The organism is Desulforapulum autotrophicum HRM2, assembly GCF_000020365.1.
Classification (GTDB): domain Bacteria; phylum Desulfobacterota; class Desulfobacteria; order Desulfobacterales; family Desulfobacteraceae; genus Desulforapulum; species Desulforapulum autotrophicum.
Genome location: NC_012108.1, coordinates 5,254,081 through 5,270,497, shown reverse-complemented (window position 1 = coordinate 5,270,497; position 16,417 = coordinate 5,254,081). Strand labels below are relative to the sequence as shown.

The window sequence follows — 16,417 nt, the reverse complement described above, 5'->3', positions numbered from 1 at the left end:
CAGATAACCTGCTCCGGCCATGTCGTTTATTTTATTTTCACGCTGGGAAAGAGGCGCATCTCCGTGTGGGGCAGAAACTGGGCCTTGATGAATTCGTCCATGAAGCGTGTGGACGAAGAAAAATCTATATAGGTCATGTTGTTTGAGATGGTAAGGGCCTCCTGTCTGAAATCCCTTGAAAGAAGTGCCATATAAGCGCCAGCAATGGAAGAGTTGCCCTTGTAGTGGAATTTGTTTCGCTCAATGTCGGGTAAAAGCCCCATGATCACGGCCTTTCCAATGTCAAGGTGCTGGCCGAATCCGCCGGTGATGATCATTTGGTCCACCATGGAAAAATCCATACCCACCTCGTCAAGAAGCACGGTGAATCCGGCATAGATAGCGGCCTTGGACAGCACAAGGCTCCGGATGTCCGACTCGGTAAAGATAATATCTTCCTCAGAGGCAAGATTTTTGCCATATTCGAGAATAAAGGCAAGTTCATCCTTGAACAGGGTCATGCGGTCATGGGTGGCGTCGAGTCTGAACTTTCCGTCCTGGCCGATCACCTTTTTGAGCAGCATCTCTGATATGAGGTCAATCATGCCTGAGCCGCAGATTCCCCTTGCCGGTTTATTCTCAACGGTCGCATAGGTAGGAACAAAGGTGACGGGATCAAGGGTGATTTTTTCAATGGCGCCGTCTTCGGCCCGCATGCCCCAGCGGATGCCGCCTCCCTCAAAGGCCGGGCCTGCTGAACAGGCTGCGGTCATGAGGAACTCGTTGTTGCCAAGGACAATCTCCCCGTTGGTTCCCACGTCGATGAACAGGGTCAGGGCTTCGTCCATGTGGAATCCTGTGTAAAGCAGTCCTGATACGATGTCTCCACCCACATAACTTGCAGGCCCCGGCATGATGAAAACCCCTGCATGGGTGGCGGCTCTGAGCCCCATCTCCCCGGCCTTGATAATGGGAAATTCCGATACGGTAGGAATATAGGGCTCCCTTCGTATGTATTTGGATTCCAGCCCTAAAAGGAGGTGAACCATGGTGGTATTACCCGATATGACCACGTTTTCAATGGCAGACTGGTCCTGCTCAAGGGTTGCAAGGGCCTGTTTAGTCAGATTGTTGATGGTGGAAAGTGCCATGAGCTTGAGCTTTTTTACCCCGTCTTTTTCGGCGCAGACCATCCGGTTGATCACATCGTCGCCACAGGCCGCCTGGCTATTGTGCCCCGATGCTGCGGACAGGATTTTGCCGGTCTCCATCTCCACAATGTAAACAACGATGGAGGTGGTTCCAAGATCAATGGCAAGGCCAAGGCTCACAGATTCATCGTAGGCCGGAACCACCTTGACAATTTCGCTGGAACATTTTTTATGGAGCACTGACACGCATATTTTCCAGTCCCCCTTGTGGGAAGCCTCGGTGATCTGCTGCATGACCTTGAGGCTGGTACTCAGCTTTGATGTGTCGATGCCATTTTTTTTCAATCCCCGGATGACCCTGTCAAGGTCACTCACCGTATCCTCCATGGTCGGGGCAGGAAGATGGAGAATGGTTTTGCTTACCATGGGGGTGATCACTTCCACAAGTCCATGGAGTTTTTCCGTTGCCTCTTTTCCCATACCCTCGGCTCGGAGCTTTTTTTCTATGGTCTCTTCGGGTATCCTGACTTTGACCTCGGAGCCAAAGATCCGGGTCTGGCAGGCCAGGAGATATCCCTTGCTTTTTTCCTTGTCACTTAAAAGGGCGGTGGGCGTGCTTTCCACCTTTCCTGCTTCAAGGATTAATCTGCATTTGCCGCAGGAGCCTTTGCCGTTGCAGGAGGCGTTGATGTAAATATCAGCTTTTTCTGCGGCCCGTAAAAGGGTTGATCCTTCGGGAACGGTGACGGAAATATTTCCAGGAGAGAAGGTGACGGTGCAGGGCTCAAATTCGGTCTCGCGTCCAACGGGCAGGGCCTCCTGCTCCTCGACATCAAATCCCTTTTTTGACATAAAATAAATTGGGCAGGATGTTCTGAACTTGCAGTAGATATCTGGATCCGGGCATTCAAGGCAATGTTCGCACTGGTAGATGTTGTGTTTCATGCATTTGTAGGGTGTTTCGGTATCGGGGTGATTTATGCATTTGCCCATGGTCTCTCCTTTTTTAATGCAGGTTCTGCAGTTTTCAAATTGAGTTCGCTGGAAAACATACCTAACTGATCAATAAAAAACAAGAAAATACGGCTGTTTCTTGGGGTGGATCAAATAGTCCTTAAACCTGCTTTTTTTATCCAAAGGATTGTGGTATCTTTTTTTAATACATCTGCCATTTCCCAGGATGGATTTTCAATGCGTTAACCGATACAGTTGAATTTGGGGGAACCATGGAAAATATTTCCCAAAAGCCCCATGAAGTGCTGGATTTTAATATCGCCATTGTCGGGGGCGGAAGGGCCTGCCGGTTTTTCCTTGAACTCTTGAAACGTGAGTCCTTTCCCTATCTGCACATCCATATTGTCGGTGTCTGTGATATCAATCCCATGGCCGAGGGCATTACCATGGCCAAGGCCATGGGTATATACACCACGAATGATTTTAAGAATTTGTTCAAGATTGTAAATCTTGACGCCGTGATTGAACTGACCAACTCAAAAACCCTTCCCGAGTTGATCGCATCCCGGCCCAAAGGGGTCGGGGTGATCGAGCACAATGTGGGCAGACTGTTGCGCCATCTGTTTGAAACCAGCCAGCGGCTTGCCTCTGCCCGGGAAGAGGTGCTGGTGGAAAAAACGTCCACGGATATTCTTTTCCAGCAGATTAACCTCGGGGTGGTGGTGCTCAACGTTGATTTCACCATCATTGACGCCAACGAGATGTACTTAAAGGCAGTTCGAAAGACCAAAGACGAAGTGATCGGCAGGTACTGCTACAATGTGGTCAAGGGCTTTTACGCCCCCTGCCATGCCCAGGAAGAGGGGTTTGATTGTCCGTTGGAGCGCACAGTCAAAACCGGGAAATCCTATCACATCATCCATGAACACCCCCTTGCCAATGGCGAGACCGCATATTTCAACATTGCCACCTATCCTGTTAAGGACTCCCAGGGCCGGGTGATCCGCATCGTGGAACTGTGGCGGGAAATTACTTCCCAGATCAAGGACCGGTGGCGGCATAAGGTGAGGCAGATTGAGGCGGACATGAAAAAGGTGGTCCAGGAGGACAGGCTCGTTTCCCTGGGCAAGCTTGTTGCCTCAAGCGTCCATGAGATCAACAACCCTATCCAGGGACTGCTCACCTTCAGCCATATCATGGCCGACATGGTCCGGGACGGTGAAACAGGGCCCGAGGATATGGAGCGTTTCAAGGAGTTCCTCTCCCACATGACCCGGGAGCTCGAACGGTGCGGCAATATCGTGTCCGGGCTGTTGACCTTTTCCAGGGAGGCCCCCCAGGCCTTTGTCCAGGTGGATGTGAACGAGGTGCTCAGATCGGTCCTTGCCCTCACCGGGCACAAGCTTGAACTGACACAGATTACCCTTGAAAAGCGTCTTTCCAATAATCCCCTGGTGGTCCAGGGTAACAACAACCAGCTCCAGCAGTGTTTTCTCAACCTGATCTTCAACGCCATCGAAGCCATGCCCCAGGGGGGCAGACTCATGATTGTGTCAAGAAAAGAGACAGACGACCTTGCCTGTGTGGAAATAAATGACAATGGGTGCGGCATCAGCCAGGAAAATATGGAGCATATCTTTGATCCTTTTTTTACCACAAAGGAGGCTGGCCATGGAACGGGGCTCGGGCTCTCCATTGTTTACGGCATTGTCAAGGACCACGGGGGAACCATAAAGGCAACAAACCAAGCGGCAGGGGGAAGTTCGTTCAAGATGACCTTTCCCCTGGTTTCGGACCTATAGGCAGGAGGTAAACAGATGAAACAGAAGATCAGCGTTTTAATCGTGGACGACGAACTCATCGTCCGGGAGTCCCTGTTTCACTGGTTTAAAAAGGAAGGATACACGGCGGACACGGCACCGTCCGGTGAGGCGGCCCTTGGGATGCTGGAAAAGCAGAGCTTTGACGTTCTGTTTGTGGACATGAAGATGCCGGGAATGGACGGCCTGGAGCTTGTGCGGCAAACCAGGGAGCGCTATCCTGATTCGTCCGTTGTTATCATCACGGCCTACGGTTCCATTGACACGGCCGTCACGGCCATGAAAAAGGGGGCTGCCGACTATCTTTTAAAGCCGTTCAAGCCGGATCAGCTTGCCCTGGTCATGGAAAAGATTCTGCACCAGAAACGCATGGACAATGAATGTCGGTTTTTAAAGGGTGAGCTGAGCAAGAGGACCCGGTTTGACAACATCATCGGCGAATCCGCCGGTATGCAGCAGCTTTATACCATGATAACCGATGTGGCTGAAACCGATGCTCCTGTGCTGATTCTCGGAGAGACGGGAACGGGCAAGGAGCTTGTGGCAAAGGCCATACATGCCAAGAGTTCCCGGAAAAATTCGCCGTTTATTCCCATCAATTGCGGCTCGCTTCCCGACACCCTCATGGAGAGCGAGCTCTTTGGTTTTACCCGGGGGGCGTTCACCGGCGCCCATACCGGCCGTAAGGGGTATTTTGAGGTGGTCGAGGGTGGGACTCTTTTTCTTGACGAAATCGGCGAAGTGAGCCAGAGGATGCAGGTGGATCTTTTGAGGGTGCTGGAGGATAAAAAGATAACAAAGATCGGCGAGACAACCCCCAGGGAGGTTGACTTCAGGCTGATATCCGCCACACGTCAGAAGCTTGACCAGATGATCCGGACCGGTGCCTTTCGTCAGGATCTCTTTTTCCGGATAAACGTAATCACCCTTGAGGTGCCTGCCCTGAGAAACAGGGCGTCGGATATTCCCCTGCTGGTGGACCATTTTCTTGAACGATACAGCAGTGAAACCAATCGCCAGGTGGACCGGGTAAATCCGGCCGCCATGGAGGCCCTGATCTGCTATGACTGGCCCGGTAACGTCCGGGAGCTTGAGAATGCCGTTGAAAGAGCCGTGGTGCTTTCAAAATCAAGGACCCTGACCCTTGCCGATTTTAGATTCCTGTTCCAGGGGGAGGGTTCGACACCTGCCCAAGGATCAATGGGCACGCTCAAGCAGGTGGAAAAGGATCATGTGACAGGGATTCTGAACCGTACGGGGTGGAACATCACCCGGACAGCCAAGATACTTGATGTGAGCAGAACCACCCTCCACAGGATTATCCGGCGAAATGAACTTGAAAAACCGTGATCGATTCCGGGGCACATCCCCTTGGGATACTTCCCCTGGGAGGGGTGGATCAACGGATGGTCAGTGCTGTGGCAGTTGCCTTTGCCGACGAACTCGGCATTGAGGTGAAGGTCTTCGCCCCTGCACCATCACCAGTCCATGCCTTTGACCGGCACAGGATTCAGTATGATGCGGCCCTTATCATCAAAAGCCTTGAATCCACGGATTTCGAACCCTGTCTGCGGGTGGTAGCCCTGGTGGATGTGGACCTTTTTGTACCCGTGTTCACCTTTGTGTTTGGCGAGGCAAGAAAGGGGGGGCGGGTTGCCGTGGCCTCAGCTTTTCGCCTCAAAGATCAACCTGAAAGGCTTGCCAAGATCAGCCTGCACGAGTTCGGCCACCTGTGCATGCTCGACCACTGCCATTGGGATGATGGGTGTGTCATGAATTTTTCCTGTGACATCAAGGCACTTGACCGGATTCCAGACCGTTTTTGCCGCTATTGCCTGGAACAGGTGAAATTCATGGCCCGGTCGCCGATTTCGCAGTTTGAACCATGAGTTGGTTTGCATCGTTGATAATTACTATTTGCTTTACATAATAACTCTCTATTTGATATGGATTTCCACAGTGCGGTCCTGAGATAATCGTGCTGAACCCTTGGCTCTTATCAATCCTTAATATCAAAATCTCCATGGGAGTTGTTCATGAAAACCATCTTAAAGCAAACGATCATGATTGTTGCCATGACAGGAATGGTCGTATGTGGATCTGTCGTTGCTGTATCTGCCGATGATATCACCGATTCAATCACGGAAGGCCTGGAATCTTACAAAAAAGGGGACGCATCGGCGGCCATCCAGAGCTTGAATTACGCCACCCAGCTGATGATGCAGAACAAGGCCCAGGGCCTGGAGGCTTTTCTGCCCGCACCCCTGAATGGGTGGCGCTCGGAAACCGCGAGTTCCAGTGCCTCTGGTGCTGCCATATTCGGAGGCGGCGCATCTGCAGAGCGCGCCTATTCCAGGGGTGATAAACAGATAAACATTCAAATCATCACGGATTCGCCCATGATGCAGGGCGTGATGATGATGTTTTCCAACCCCATGTTCGCCACCGCTGATGGTGGAAAACTTGAAAAAATCGGAAAACAGAAGGCCATTGTAACATACGATGAAAATGCCGGAGAGGGAGATGTCAAACTTGTCATTGCCGGCCGTTTTTTTATTACCATTGATGGTAGCGGCATCACCAGGCAAGACCTGACCGATTATGCTAAAACGATAGACTATGATAAACTGGCAGCCATGCCTTGATCCTTGCAGTCTGTCCGTGGATGGGCATATAACCCACATGTCCTGGCGGACACAACGAAGCATGAAACTCGACAGTAGTAGGCCGGTGGGAACGGGTGTTGCCCTGAACGGGTTAAATGGCAACGGTGGACACGAGGTCCAAGGAGTTGCCATTTTCCTCGGAGCAGGCCATGGACGGCCTGCGAGAATGAGTGAAGGGCAACACCCGTTTCCGCCAGCCGGTCGAAGCGAGTTTCATATAAAACCGGCACGGCCGGAGCGAGGGATGGCATCCGGCCACAACGAATATGGAAACTCCGCCAATGTTAATGCTTTGGTGAGTGTTTCATATAAAAAAACATTGGGAGAGAATACCATGAAATGGAAACAGTTTTTTACCTCGGTTGATTCCCTGGATGCCGTGCAGGCAGAGACGTATATTACCCAGCATCCTGGAGATGAGATTACTATTCTGGATGTCAGGCAGCCCTCGGAGTATAAGGAGAGTCATATCCCCGGGGCACAGTTGATCCCCCTTGGCCAGCTCACGGATCGGTTATCCGAGCTGGATCCTGAGAAACCAACCCTGGTCTATTGTGCCATTGGCGGGCGCAGCCGTGTTGCTGCCCAGATGTTGTCAGGCAAGGAATTCAAAAAGGTCATCAATGTTTCCGGGGGTATCAAGGCATGGCATTCAAAAACAGCCATTGGCGCCCCGGACCTTGGCATGGAACTTTTTACGGGCAAGGAATCGCCCAGGGATGTTCTGACGACGGCCTATTCCCTGGAACAGGGATTGCGTGAATTTTACCTTACCATGGAAAAAAAGGCTGTTCTTAAAGAGGTGAAAGACCTCTTTGGCAAGCTTGCGGAAATTGAGCTTCATCACCAGACGTCGATCTTAGATGCATACAATCGGCTCGGGGACGCATCCATGGACCAGGAGGGGTTTGAACGGTTGGTTGAAACCGATGCCCTGGAAGGCGGACTTTCCACCCAGGAATACCTGGATCTGTTCAAGCCGGATCTCAATTCTCCAGTTGAGGTAATCTCCCTTGCCATGTCCATTGAAGCCCAGGCCCTGGACCTGTACCAGCGGGCCAGCCTGTCGTTCAAGGATCCCGAATCAAAGGCCATTGTCCAGAAGATCGCAAATGAAGAAAAAACTCATATCGCAAGTCTGGGAAAGCTATTGGATCGACTTTAACGGAGGGTTGAAAAATGGGAAAGCACCTTGTAGTGGCAGGGGGCGGACATGCCCACATGCTCCTGCTTGAAAATATCGGCCCCATTGTGGCAAAGGGCCACAAGGTTACAGTCATCGGGCCGTCGGAATATCATTTTTATTCAGGTATGGGACCGGGTATGCTGGGAGGCACCTACACCCCCGACGATATTCGGTTTGCCACGGCAGATGTGGTGAAAAAACAGGGGGGCGTTTTTGTCCGGGACAAGGTGATGACCATTGATCCTGTGAAAAAAAGTATTCTCACGGAAAAAGGTGAGACTTTTTTTTATGATGTCATTTCGTTCAATGCCGGCAGTTATGTCCCCATGGGCGGGTTCACCGGGGAAGGCGGCAATATTTACAGTGTCAAACCCATTGAAAAACTCATGGAGGCGGGGGAAAAGCTTAAACGCCTGTTCCAGGAGAGGGAAATAAAGATTGCCATTGTCGGTGGCGGGCCGTCGTCGGCCGAAGTGGCGGGAAATGTCTGGCAACTGGCAAAAAAGATCAACCGTCATATGCCGGAAATTCAGGTTTTTGCAGGCAAAAAATTCATGTCAAGATTCCCCCGGTCCATACGGGTGAGAATTCTTTCCATTCTCAAGGCCCGGGGGATTGAAATTATTGAAAAGGGGTATGCTCAAAAGATTGAGACAGATAAAATTACCCTTGATTCCGGGGAGAGTTTTAAAACCGATTTTATTTTCATGGCCCTTGGGGTAAAACCGTCGGCCATATTTGAAAATTCCGGGCTTCCCCTGGGACCGGACAAGGGGCTTCTTGTCAACCAATACCTCCAGTCGACCCAATACCCGGAAATCTTTGGCGGCGGGGATTGCATCCATTTCCAGGACCGGCCCCTTGACAAGGTCGGGGTGTATGCGGTGCGCCAGAATCCGATCCTGGTTCACAATCTCATGGCATCCCTTGAAGGAGAGCCCCTGATTCCCTTTGACCCGGGACCCGACTATCTGTTGATCTTCAACCTGGGCAACGGCCAGGGGGTGTTGAAAAAGAAAGGAATTGTCTTTGGCGGTAAAATAGCCTTTATGATTAAGGACTATATTGACCGCAGGTTCATGCGGCGATTCCAGGCCATAGAGAAGAAATAGCCTTAACTCTTGTCCGGTTCCCGGGGAGTGAGGAAGGTGTTGACCAGCCTGTCCCAGCCAACCCCGGGGTTCAGGCCGAAAAAGTCGCTGACCGGTTCCCCGCCGGTTGCAGCCAGTCCTTCGTATTCCGCTCCCATGAGCCTGTTGAGTTGCGAAAATGCGTCGTTTATAAAGTCGATTCCCCTGTCACCGTAGAAGAGATCGTTGTATCCCTTTACCGGGGAGGTGGTGTTGACAAGGAGGAGCCATCCATTGTCATAGGGGTGGGTGTGCATCATCTCCGGGTGATTCTGGACCTGCTGATTCACTGCAACCACTGTTCCAGTGACCGGCGAAAGTATCGGTGCCAGGTTGCCCTGCTGTGCCAGGGTCAATGCCGGACGGTCTTTGGTAATCCGTGTACCGACCCTGGGTAGAGCGTTTATGGTTGCCGTTCCAAAGAGGTGCATGACAAAATCGTCAATCCCGATTCTTGCAAGTCCGCCATGCTCCACCCTTACCCAGGTATGGCCGGTGTGGTAGTAGTAGTCGTCGGCCACGGTGAACCCGGAGGCTTTGTGGTAGCTGACCCCGGTTCTGAGCTGGGTTGCTTCAACATCGTCTAGCATCTGGTCAAATTCGCACCGCCCGCAGTCATAGTTGTTAGTGCAGATTTTAGGCTGCTGGATTCTTCCGGTGGCAAGGTGGCGGCAGGGTCGAGAAGCGCCGTCATGGTTTTCTTTCATGGCGTCGGCCCAGTCTTGTTTTTTGTTGCCGGATCGCCCCATGGCCTTGGACATGGCCTTGTCAAAGGCACAGTCGTAGCAGTTGTAAGCCTTGTCGCACAGCCTGAAGTTCACAACACCGCTTAACATCCAGATGCATTGGTCCTCAAGGACCTGGAATCCTTTTACCCTGAATTTTGTGGATGATGGTTTCATTTTGTGCCTCCTTTTTGTGGGGTTTTTTCTTTGGCCTTGTCAGTTAAAGATTGCAAGAGTGGTGCCCCCGGGCCAAAAAATGGAGGGGATGACTCTAACATGCTGATTTTTAATCCTAAATTCTTTCTAACTGTGGGGAAATAAGCGGCTGAAGAAAGGGCTGAGGACTCCCCGGGGTGTATTGTTTTGAAACAAGGTGTATCGTTTCAGGTCGGTGCCATGGAAGATGCTTGTTGGAGATGAATCATTCTTCTGGTATAGTCCGTCTCCATGGAGAAAAATGAAAAAAAACAAAGCGGCATGGAGAATATCCGGAACGTCCGGGTGATTGCCTTTGATGCCGATGACACTCTCTGGGTGAATGAGCCCATGTTCCGCAGGGTCGAACAGGAGTGTCTGGAGATGCTTGGAGGCTATGCTGACCCGGCATCCATACGGGCGCAGCTCTTTGCCGTGGAGCAGAAGAATATTCAATTTTTTGGCTATGGGGTCAAGGGGTTTATCCTCTCACTGCTCGAGACGGCCCTGGCCGTGGGAAGGGGCAGGGTGAGTCACATCGATCTCCAGCGGATCATGGATTATGGGCAACAGATGCTGGCTGCCCCCGTGGTGCTTTTGGACGGAATTGAAGGGGTGCTTGAGGCCCTTTGCCTGCAATACCGGCTCATGGTTATCACCAAGGGGGATCTGGTGGATCAGGAAAGCAAGATGACGCGTTCCAACCTGGTCCCCTTTTTTGACCATGTGGAGATATTGAGCGAAAAGGATGAGGCCGCCTATAACCGAGTGCTACGAAAACATGGGATTGCAGCCCATGAGTTCATGATGGTGGGCAACTCGTTGCGGTCGGATATTCTGCCCGTGGTCAACATCGGCGCAACCGCCGTTCATGTTCCCTTTGAGACCACCTGGGAGCATGAGGATGTATGCCTTTCAGCCATTGACCCGTCTGAATGGGTTACCCTTTCGACCCTGGCTGAGCTGCCCGATTTCCTTTGTTCGCCCAAGGTTTGGGACCATGGAGAAAAAAGGCCGAAACAGGCAGACCCGGTCGCCATGGACTGCCCGTTTCAGGCATACTGACCGGCCACCCAACCTGAAGACCAGGCCCATTGGAGGTTGTATCCCCCGAGCCATCCGGTCACATCCAGCACTTCACCGATGAAGTATAGCCCTTTTTTTTGGGTGGCCTCCATGGTTTTGGAGGAAATTGCATCACAGTCCACTCCGCCCTTTGTTACCTCTGCGGTTCTGTACCCTTCGGTTCCGCCGGGTTTGACCTCCCATTGTTTCAGGCTTGCTGCAATCTGTTCAAAACGGGTGTGGGAGACTGAACCCAGGGGGGCCTCTGCAAGTTCTGCCGGGACCATGGCCTGGACAAGGCGTCTGGGCAGAAGATCGGTCAGCATGGATTTTACCTGTTGTCTGGGGCGTTCGCTCTGTGCCTGTTTGAGCTGTGATAAAAGGTCAACCCCCGGCAGCAGGTCCACCACAAGGCTTTGTCCGGGCTCCCAATGGACCGAGATCTGCAGGATTACAGGTCCGCTCAGTCCCCGGTGGGTAAAGAGAAGGTTTTCCCTGAAACATGTTTGTCCACAGCTGACCACGGCATCTACGCTCATGCCCGACAGTCCTGCCAGGCGTTGTTTCTCCTGGGGTTGGAGGGTAAAGGGAACAAGGCCAGGGGACGGGGGCCATACCTTGATGTTGAACGATTCGGCGATTTTATAACCCAGGGGGGTTGCACCCACCCCGGGGATGGAGAGCCCGCCCGTTGCCACCACAAGGGACGATGCTGTGAATTCACCCTTGTCCGTTGAGACCTGGAACATCTGGTCGTTTTTTCTGTCCACGCTTTTTATCTGTGTTTCAAACATGAAGTTCACCTTTGCCTGCCTGCATTCAGCCTCCAGCATCTCCAGGATATCCCTTGCACTGTTATCGCAAAACAGCTGGCCGTGGTCCCTTTCATGGAAGGGGATCTTGTGATTGTCCAGTTTTGCGATGAAATCCCACTGGGTAAACCGGCTCAGGGCTGACTTGCAGAAGTGGGGATTTCTTGAGATGTAGTTGGAAGCCTCCACACAAAGGTTGGTGAAGTTGCACCGGCCCCCGCCGGACATGAGGATTTTTTGTCCGGGGTGTTTCTGGTGGTCAAGCACAAGGACACGCCTGCCCCTTTTGCCAGCTTCGATTGCACACACAAGGCCTGAAGCACCTGCCCCGATGATGATGACGTCTGTTGTTGCCATTGATGGTTATTTACCTTTAATATCTTCGTGGTTTTATGGCCATGGTCCTGAATTCTCATTTCTCCTATACCATGGAATCGGCTCTGTTTAAAAGGCGTATCCCCTTAAAATAACACTTGACACAATGAAAACCTTCTTCTATATTCGAACGAATAATTTTATTATACGGGGAAATATGAACAACAGCGCTTTCTTATTTTTTAGGTTTACCTTTTTTGGTGGCTTCTTTATGAAGTCTGGCCATGGAGGAATCTTTTAGAGAGCCTGAAGGATACCACGAGAGTCGAAACCATGGACAGACTGAACCAGTCAGGAAATCCATGGTTTTTTTGTTTTCAGGAGACCGGATTTCCAACTGCCGGCCGCCTGGTTTGACTCCTGAACATTAACGCACACGTTTATCAGGAGAAATTGTCCCATGTCCATCAATTGTATGAAGCGAATCGTTCAACTTGTCATCGTCCTCACCCTTGCGGTGGGTCCCCTGTCAATCCTCCATGCTGCATCGGTCTACAAGATCGGCGGTATTTTTTCATCCACGGGACGGGCATCGTTCCTGGGCGATCCTGAAAAAAAGACCATGGAGATGATGGTCGATAAGATCAATGCTGCCGGCGGCATTGACGGCCATATGCTCGAAGCCGTGATCTACGACTCAGAAGGTGATCCTGCAAAGGCGGTGAGCGCAGTAAACAAGCTCATTCACAGGGACGGGGTTATCGCCATTGTGGGACCGAGCACTACCCCTACCACCCTTGCCATTGTCAACTTTGTCGAACGGGCCAAAATTCCCCTGATCAGCTGTGCCGCAGGCATCAAGATCACTTCGCCCGTGAAACCCTGGGTGTTCAAGACGGCCCAGAGCGACCGTCTCGCCGTTTCTGCCCTGTATGAACATATGCAGGCCAAATCTATTAAAAAGGTGGGGATCATCACCGTTTCCAATTCGTTTGGCGAAAGTGGCCAGGAGCAGCTTGTCTCCCTTGCCGGGGATTATGGTATCACCATTGTTGCTAAAGAAAGCTTTGGCGCAAAGGACACGGACACCACCCCCCAGTTGACAAAATTAAAGGGGGCCTCTCCCGATGCCATCATCTGCTGGGGAACCAATCCCGGACCTGCCGTTGTTGCAAAGAACCTGAAACAGCTCAAAATAAATATCCCCCTGTTCCAGAGCCATGGTGTGGCATCAGCCAAGTTCATCAGCCTTGCGGGTGAGGCTGCAGAAAACATTGTGCTGCCGTCGGGCAAAATCCTTGTCATGGACCAGCTCCCGGCGGATGATCCCCAGAAGCAGATCCTTAAAGACTATGAAACCATGTATGTGTCTAAGTACGGTGGGGCCGTGTCTGGATTCGGCGGGTATGCCCACGATGCCATGACCCTGGTTGCCGAGGCGTTAAAGGCAAGCGACGGTGACCGGCAGAAGGTGCGCAACGCCCTTGAAAATATCAAAGACCATGTGGGTGTGACGGGTCGTTTTTCCTTTTCCCCCGAAGACCACAACGGTCTCACATCAAGCGCCTTTGTCATGGTTGAGATCAAAAATCAAACCTGGAACCTGTTGACCGATTAGGAGATTTTTTGTGGAGGATCTGCTTCAATACCTTTTTTCAGGCATCACCATCGGCGCCGTGTATGCAGTGGTGGCCATCGGACTTTCCATGCTTTACCGGTCCACCGAGTTGATCAATTTTGCCCATGGTGAGTTTGCCATGTTCGGTGCCCTGGGGCTTGTGACCCTGTGGGGGCAGCTGCACCTGCCCCTGCCCCTGGCCTTTGTCCTGTCCGTTACCGGTGTGGCCTGCGTGGGAATGGTGTTTGAGCGTTTTGCCCTTCGGCCCGTAAAGGACCCAAATCCCATCACCCTTGTGATCATAACCGTTGGTGCATCCATTGTCTTTCGGGGAATTGCCATGAACGTGTGGGGAAAGGATCCGGTGTCTCTGCCGCCATTTTCAGACCTTGAGTCCATTGAAATTGCCGGTGCAGTCATCGTTCCCCAGAGCCTTTATATTGTGGGTGCGGCCCTGGTGCTTGCCGGAACCCTCCACCTGTTCTTCAGGTACACCATCCAGGGAAAGGCCATGACAGCCTGTGCCGTCAATAAAAAAGCGGCCTGGCTCACGGGTATCCCTTCCGAGCGCATGGGATTGTTTGCCGTTCTCATCAGTGCAGTGTCAGGGGCCGTTGCAGGAATTTTTATCGCACCGGTTACCATGAACACCTATGACATGGGAACCATGCTCGGTCTCAAGGGGTTTTGTGCGGCCATGATCGGCGGTCTTGGAAGTCTGTGGGGGGCGTTTGCAGGCGGGATTCTCCTTGGGGTTCTTGAATCATTGGGAGCGGGGCTTATCTCGTCAGGTTCCAAGGACGCCATTGCCTTTGTACTGCTGCTGTTAATTCTTTATCTTTGTCCGGGTGGACTGTTTGCCCAGAAACAGGCTGAACGGTTTTGAAGGGGACGGGCAGTATAATCAACAAAGGCCTGGTTCAGAACACATTGTTTGTCCTGGCAGTGATTCTCATGGGGGCTATGGTTGAAAACACCTATCTGCTTCAGATCATGACCTTTATCGGAATCAACACCCTGCTTGCCCTGGGGCTTAACATGCTCATGGGGTATGCAGGACAGGTTTCCCTTGGCCAGGGAGCTTTTTACGGCATTGGGGCCTATGCAACGGCCATTCTTTCGGGAACCCATGGCGTTTCTCCCTGGCTTGCCCTGGTTTTCGCCATTGCCCTTGCCGTGGGTGTTGCCTGGGTGGTGGGCCGTCCGACTCTACGACTGTCCGGTTATTATCTGGGCATGGGTACCCTTGGATTCGGCATGATTGTCCACATTTTCTTTCGCGAGGCAGGCAGCCTCACGGGCGGGGCCTCCGGGTTTGTGGGCATCCCAATGCTTGGTATTGGATCGTTCATGTTTGAGGGGGGGCGCAGCTATTTTTACCTTGTTTGGGCCGTTGTCTTTGGGACCATGCTGGTTTGCAGGCGAATCATTGATTCCAAGACCGGCCGGGCCCTTGCCGCCATCCATGGAAGGGAAAATGCAGCGGTTGCCCTTGGGGTGGACGCCCACAGCGTTAAGCTTACCATCTTTATGTTCAGTGCGGCCCTTGGGGCTATGGCCGGCTTTTTTTACGCCCATTTTGTCCTGTTTATCAGTCCGGATTCCTTTGGGTTCATGGCCTCGATCAAGATGGTGACCATGGTGGTGATCGGCGGCATGGCCAGCGTGTGGGGGGCCGTTCTCGGTGCTGCTGTGATTACGCTTTTGCCCGAAGTGCTCCACGGATTTGCAGACTATGAGATGATTGTTTTTGGAGTGATATTGATGGGGGTGATGATCGTCATGCCCCAGGGGTTGACACAGGGGGTGGTGGATCAGTATGACCGTTATCGAAAAAAAAGGGCATGATGACCGCCTTTTAAAGGTGCAGGGGCTGACCAAGAATTTTGGTGGAGTCAGGGCCCAGGACAACGTCTCGTTCGAGGTTGAAACGGGCAGTGTCCTCGGTCTCATCGGACCCAACGGTGCGGGTAAGACCACCCTTTTTAACCTGATCACAGGGGTTTATGCTCCGGACCGGGGCGATATTGTTTTTAATGGACAATCCATTGCTCAATTGCCCGTTCACCAACGGGTGGCCCGGGGGATCACCCGGACCTTCCAGAACGTGGAGCTCTTCTCGGGCATGAGCGTTCTTGAAAATGTGATGGTTGGCATGCACGTTCGACTCACGGGCGGGTTCTGGAGCGCCGTGATCCGGCCGTCATCCTTTGTCCTCCAGGAGCAGGCCGCAAGGGACAAGGCCATTGAAATCCTTGAGTTCACAGGGCTTGCATCCTATGCCGCAAGGCCAGCCGGAGATCTTCCCGTGGGCCGTCAGAAGACGGCCGAGATCGCACGGGCTCTTGCCTCGGATCCGTTGCTCATGTTGCTGGACGAACCTGCCGCCGGATTGAACCGGGTGGAAACCAGCGCCCTTGGCGATTTGATCAATCGGATCAAACAGCGGGGGATCACCCTCATGCTGGTCGAGCACGACATGGGGCTGACCATGGAGGTGAGCGACAATGTGCTGGTGCTGGACCAGGGCGGGGTCATTGCCTTTGATACGCCCCGGGAGATCATGAACAACACCCTGGTCATGGAAGCCTACCTTGGGGTCGAGGAATAACCACTAAGTCCAAGCTATCCGACGCCGTTTTTGGCAAATTCACCCCTGCCGCTGGCGGTTGAGGGAAAAATTTATTGTTTTGAATAATCGACATGCCGGAATGATATTCGTTTCATAAAAATCCCTTTGCCGGATCAATGGAAAGAATGTAGTATCTTTGATTGATAGCTTAAAAACAAAATATGAGGAA

14 protein-coding genes are annotated in these 16,417 nt (G+C 52.2%); 11 read left to right on the top strand and 3 right to left on the bottom strand.

Annotation, left to right across the window (positions count from 1 at the left end; all coding sequences use genetic code 11):
* Positions 1–26: 26 nt before the first annotated feature.
* The gene (locus HRM2_RS23155; protein ID WP_015906453.1) at positions 27–2,123 is read right to left on the bottom strand and encodes an ASKHA domain-containing protein; all 2,097 of its coding nucleotides are present in this window, start codon (positions 2,121–2,123) and stop codon (positions 27–29) included.
* A gap of 233 nt (positions 2,124–2,356) precedes the next feature.
* Here HRM2_RS23155 and HRM2_RS23150 point away from each other — a divergent pair, with 233 nt between their 5' ends.
* From HRM2_RS23150 to HRM2_RS23125, 6 genes are all read left to right on the top strand, one after another.
* Positions 2,357–3,886: an ATP-binding protein gene (locus HRM2_RS23150; protein ID WP_015906452.1), complete on the top strand. Its 1,530-nt coding sequence runs from the start codon at positions 2,357–2,359 to the stop codon at positions 3,884–3,886.
* A 15-nt stretch (positions 3,887–3,901) separates the two neighbouring features.
* Positions 3,902–5,254 (top strand): sigma-54-dependent transcriptional regulator, encoded by a 1,353-nt coding sequence (locus HRM2_RS23145; protein ID WP_015906451.1) that lies wholly within the window; start codon positions 3,902–3,904, stop codon positions 5,252–5,254.
* Positions 5,251–5,793: a hypothetical protein gene (locus HRM2_RS25685; protein WP_049770505.1), complete on the top strand. Its 543-nt coding sequence runs from the start codon at positions 5,251–5,253 to the stop codon at positions 5,791–5,793. The genes HRM2_RS23145 and HRM2_RS25685 overlap by 4 nt, the downstream gene beginning before the upstream one ends.
* Positions 5,794–5,940: 147 nt before the next feature.
* Positions 5,941–6,549, top strand: a complete 609-nt coding sequence (locus tag HRM2_RS23135) for a hypothetical protein (protein WP_015906449.1) — start codon at positions 5,941–5,943, stop codon at positions 6,547–6,549.
* 355 nt (positions 6,550–6,904) lie between these two features.
* Positions 6,905–7,735, top strand: coding sequence for a rhodanese-like domain-containing protein (locus HRM2_RS23130; protein WP_041274284.1), 831 nt, complete (start codon positions 6,905–6,907; stop codon positions 7,733–7,735).
* 14 nt (positions 7,736–7,749) lie between these two features.
* Entirely contained in the window at positions 7,750–8,868 is a 1,119-nt protein-coding gene (locus tag HRM2_RS23125) for an NAD(P)/FAD-dependent oxidoreductase (protein WP_015906447.1), read from the top strand.
* A 2-nt stretch (positions 8,869–8,870) separates the two neighbouring features.
* Here HRM2_RS23125 and HRM2_RS23120 read toward each other — a convergent pair whose 3' ends face one another.
* Complete coding sequence (locus HRM2_RS23120; protein ID WP_015906446.1) at positions 8,871–9,788, bottom strand: glycine cleavage system protein H; 918 nt, start codon at positions 9,786–9,788, stop codon at positions 8,871–8,873.
* A 270-nt stretch (positions 9,789–10,058) separates the two neighbouring features.
* Here HRM2_RS23120 and HRM2_RS23115 point away from each other — a divergent pair, with 270 nt between their 5' ends.
* Positions 10,059–10,871, top strand: coding sequence for an HAD family hydrolase (locus HRM2_RS23115; RefSeq protein ID WP_015906444.1), 813 nt, complete (start codon positions 10,059–10,061; stop codon positions 10,869–10,871).
* On the opposite strand, the gene HRM2_RS23110 is transcribed toward HRM2_RS23115, so the two are convergent.
* Positions 10,859–12,040: a BaiN/RdsA family NAD(P)/FAD-dependent oxidoreductase gene (locus HRM2_RS23110; protein ID WP_015906443.1), complete on the bottom strand. Its 1,182-nt coding sequence runs from the start codon at positions 12,038–12,040 to the stop codon at positions 10,859–10,861. The genes HRM2_RS23115 and HRM2_RS23110 overlap by 13 nt on opposite strands.
* 418 nt (positions 12,041–12,458) lie before the next feature.
* On the opposite strand from HRM2_RS23110, the gene HRM2_RS23105 reads away from it, so the two are divergent.
* Genes HRM2_RS23105 through HRM2_RS23090 form a run of 4 tightly spaced genes read left to right on the top strand, consistent with a single transcriptional unit; the run spans position 12,459 to position 16,227 of the window.
* Positions 12,459–13,616 carry an ABC transporter substrate-binding protein gene (locus HRM2_RS23105; protein WP_015906442.1) on the top strand — a complete coding sequence of 386 codons (1,158 nt, stop codon included), beginning with the start codon at positions 12,459–12,461 and terminating at the stop codon, positions 13,614–13,616.
* A gap of 10 nt (positions 13,617–13,626) precedes the next feature.
* Positions 13,627–14,502 (top strand): branched-chain amino acid ABC transporter permease, encoded by an 876-nt coding sequence (locus HRM2_RS23100; protein ID WP_015906441.1) that lies wholly within the window; start codon positions 13,627–13,629, stop codon positions 14,500–14,502.
* The gene (locus HRM2_RS23095; protein WP_015906440.1) at positions 14,499–15,464 is read left to right on the top strand and encodes a branched-chain amino acid ABC transporter permease; all 966 of its coding nucleotides are present in this window, start codon (positions 14,499–14,501) and stop codon (positions 15,462–15,464) included. The genes HRM2_RS23100 and HRM2_RS23095 overlap by 4 nt, the downstream gene beginning before the upstream one ends.
* On the top strand, positions 15,436–16,227 hold the full coding sequence (locus tag HRM2_RS23090; RefSeq protein WP_015906439.1) for an ABC transporter ATP-binding protein: 792 nt from the start codon (positions 15,436–15,438) through the stop codon (positions 16,225–16,227). Before HRM2_RS23095 ends, HRM2_RS23090 begins: the two co-directional genes overlap by 29 nt.
* The last annotated feature ends 190 nt before the right edge of the window (positions 16,228–16,417 follow it).

Coding starts and splice junctions, on each gene's coding strand:
- HRM2_RS23155 (WP_015906453.1), bottom strand. CDS start 2,123: ATGGGCAAATGCATAAATCACCCCGATACCGAAACACCCTACAAATGC.
- HRM2_RS23150 (WP_015906452.1), top strand. CDS start 2,357: ATGGAAAATATTTCCCAAAAGCCCCATGAAGTGCTGGATTTTAATATC.
- HRM2_RS23145 (WP_015906451.1), top strand. CDS start 3,902: ATGAAACAGAAGATCAGCGTTTTAATCGTGGACGACGAACTCATCGTC.
- HRM2_RS23135 (WP_015906449.1), top strand. CDS start 5,941: ATGAAAACCATCTTAAAGCAAACGATCATGATTGTTGCCATGACAGGA.
- HRM2_RS23130 (WP_041274284.1), top strand. CDS start 6,905: ATGAAATGGAAACAGTTTTTTACCTCGGTTGATTCCCTGGATGCCGTG.
- HRM2_RS23125 (WP_015906447.1), top strand. CDS start 7,750: ATGGGAAAGCACCTTGTAGTGGCAGGGGGCGGACATGCCCACATGCTC.
- HRM2_RS23120 (WP_015906446.1), bottom strand. CDS start 9,788: ATGAAACCATCATCCACAAAATTCAGGGTAAAAGGATTCCAGGTCCTT.
- HRM2_RS23115 (WP_015906444.1), top strand. CDS start 10,059: ATGGAGAAAAATGAAAAAAAACAAAGCGGCATGGAGAATATCCGGAAC.
- HRM2_RS23110 (WP_015906443.1), bottom strand. CDS start 12,040: ATGGCAACAACAGACGTCATCATCATCGGGGCAGGTGCTTCAGGCCTT.
- HRM2_RS23105 (WP_015906442.1), top strand. CDS start 12,459: ATGTCCATCAATTGTATGAAGCGAATCGTTCAACTTGTCATCGTCCTC.
- HRM2_RS23090 (WP_015906439.1), top strand. CDS start 15,436: ATGACCGTTATCGAAAAAAAAGGGCATGATGACCGCCTTTTAAAGGTG.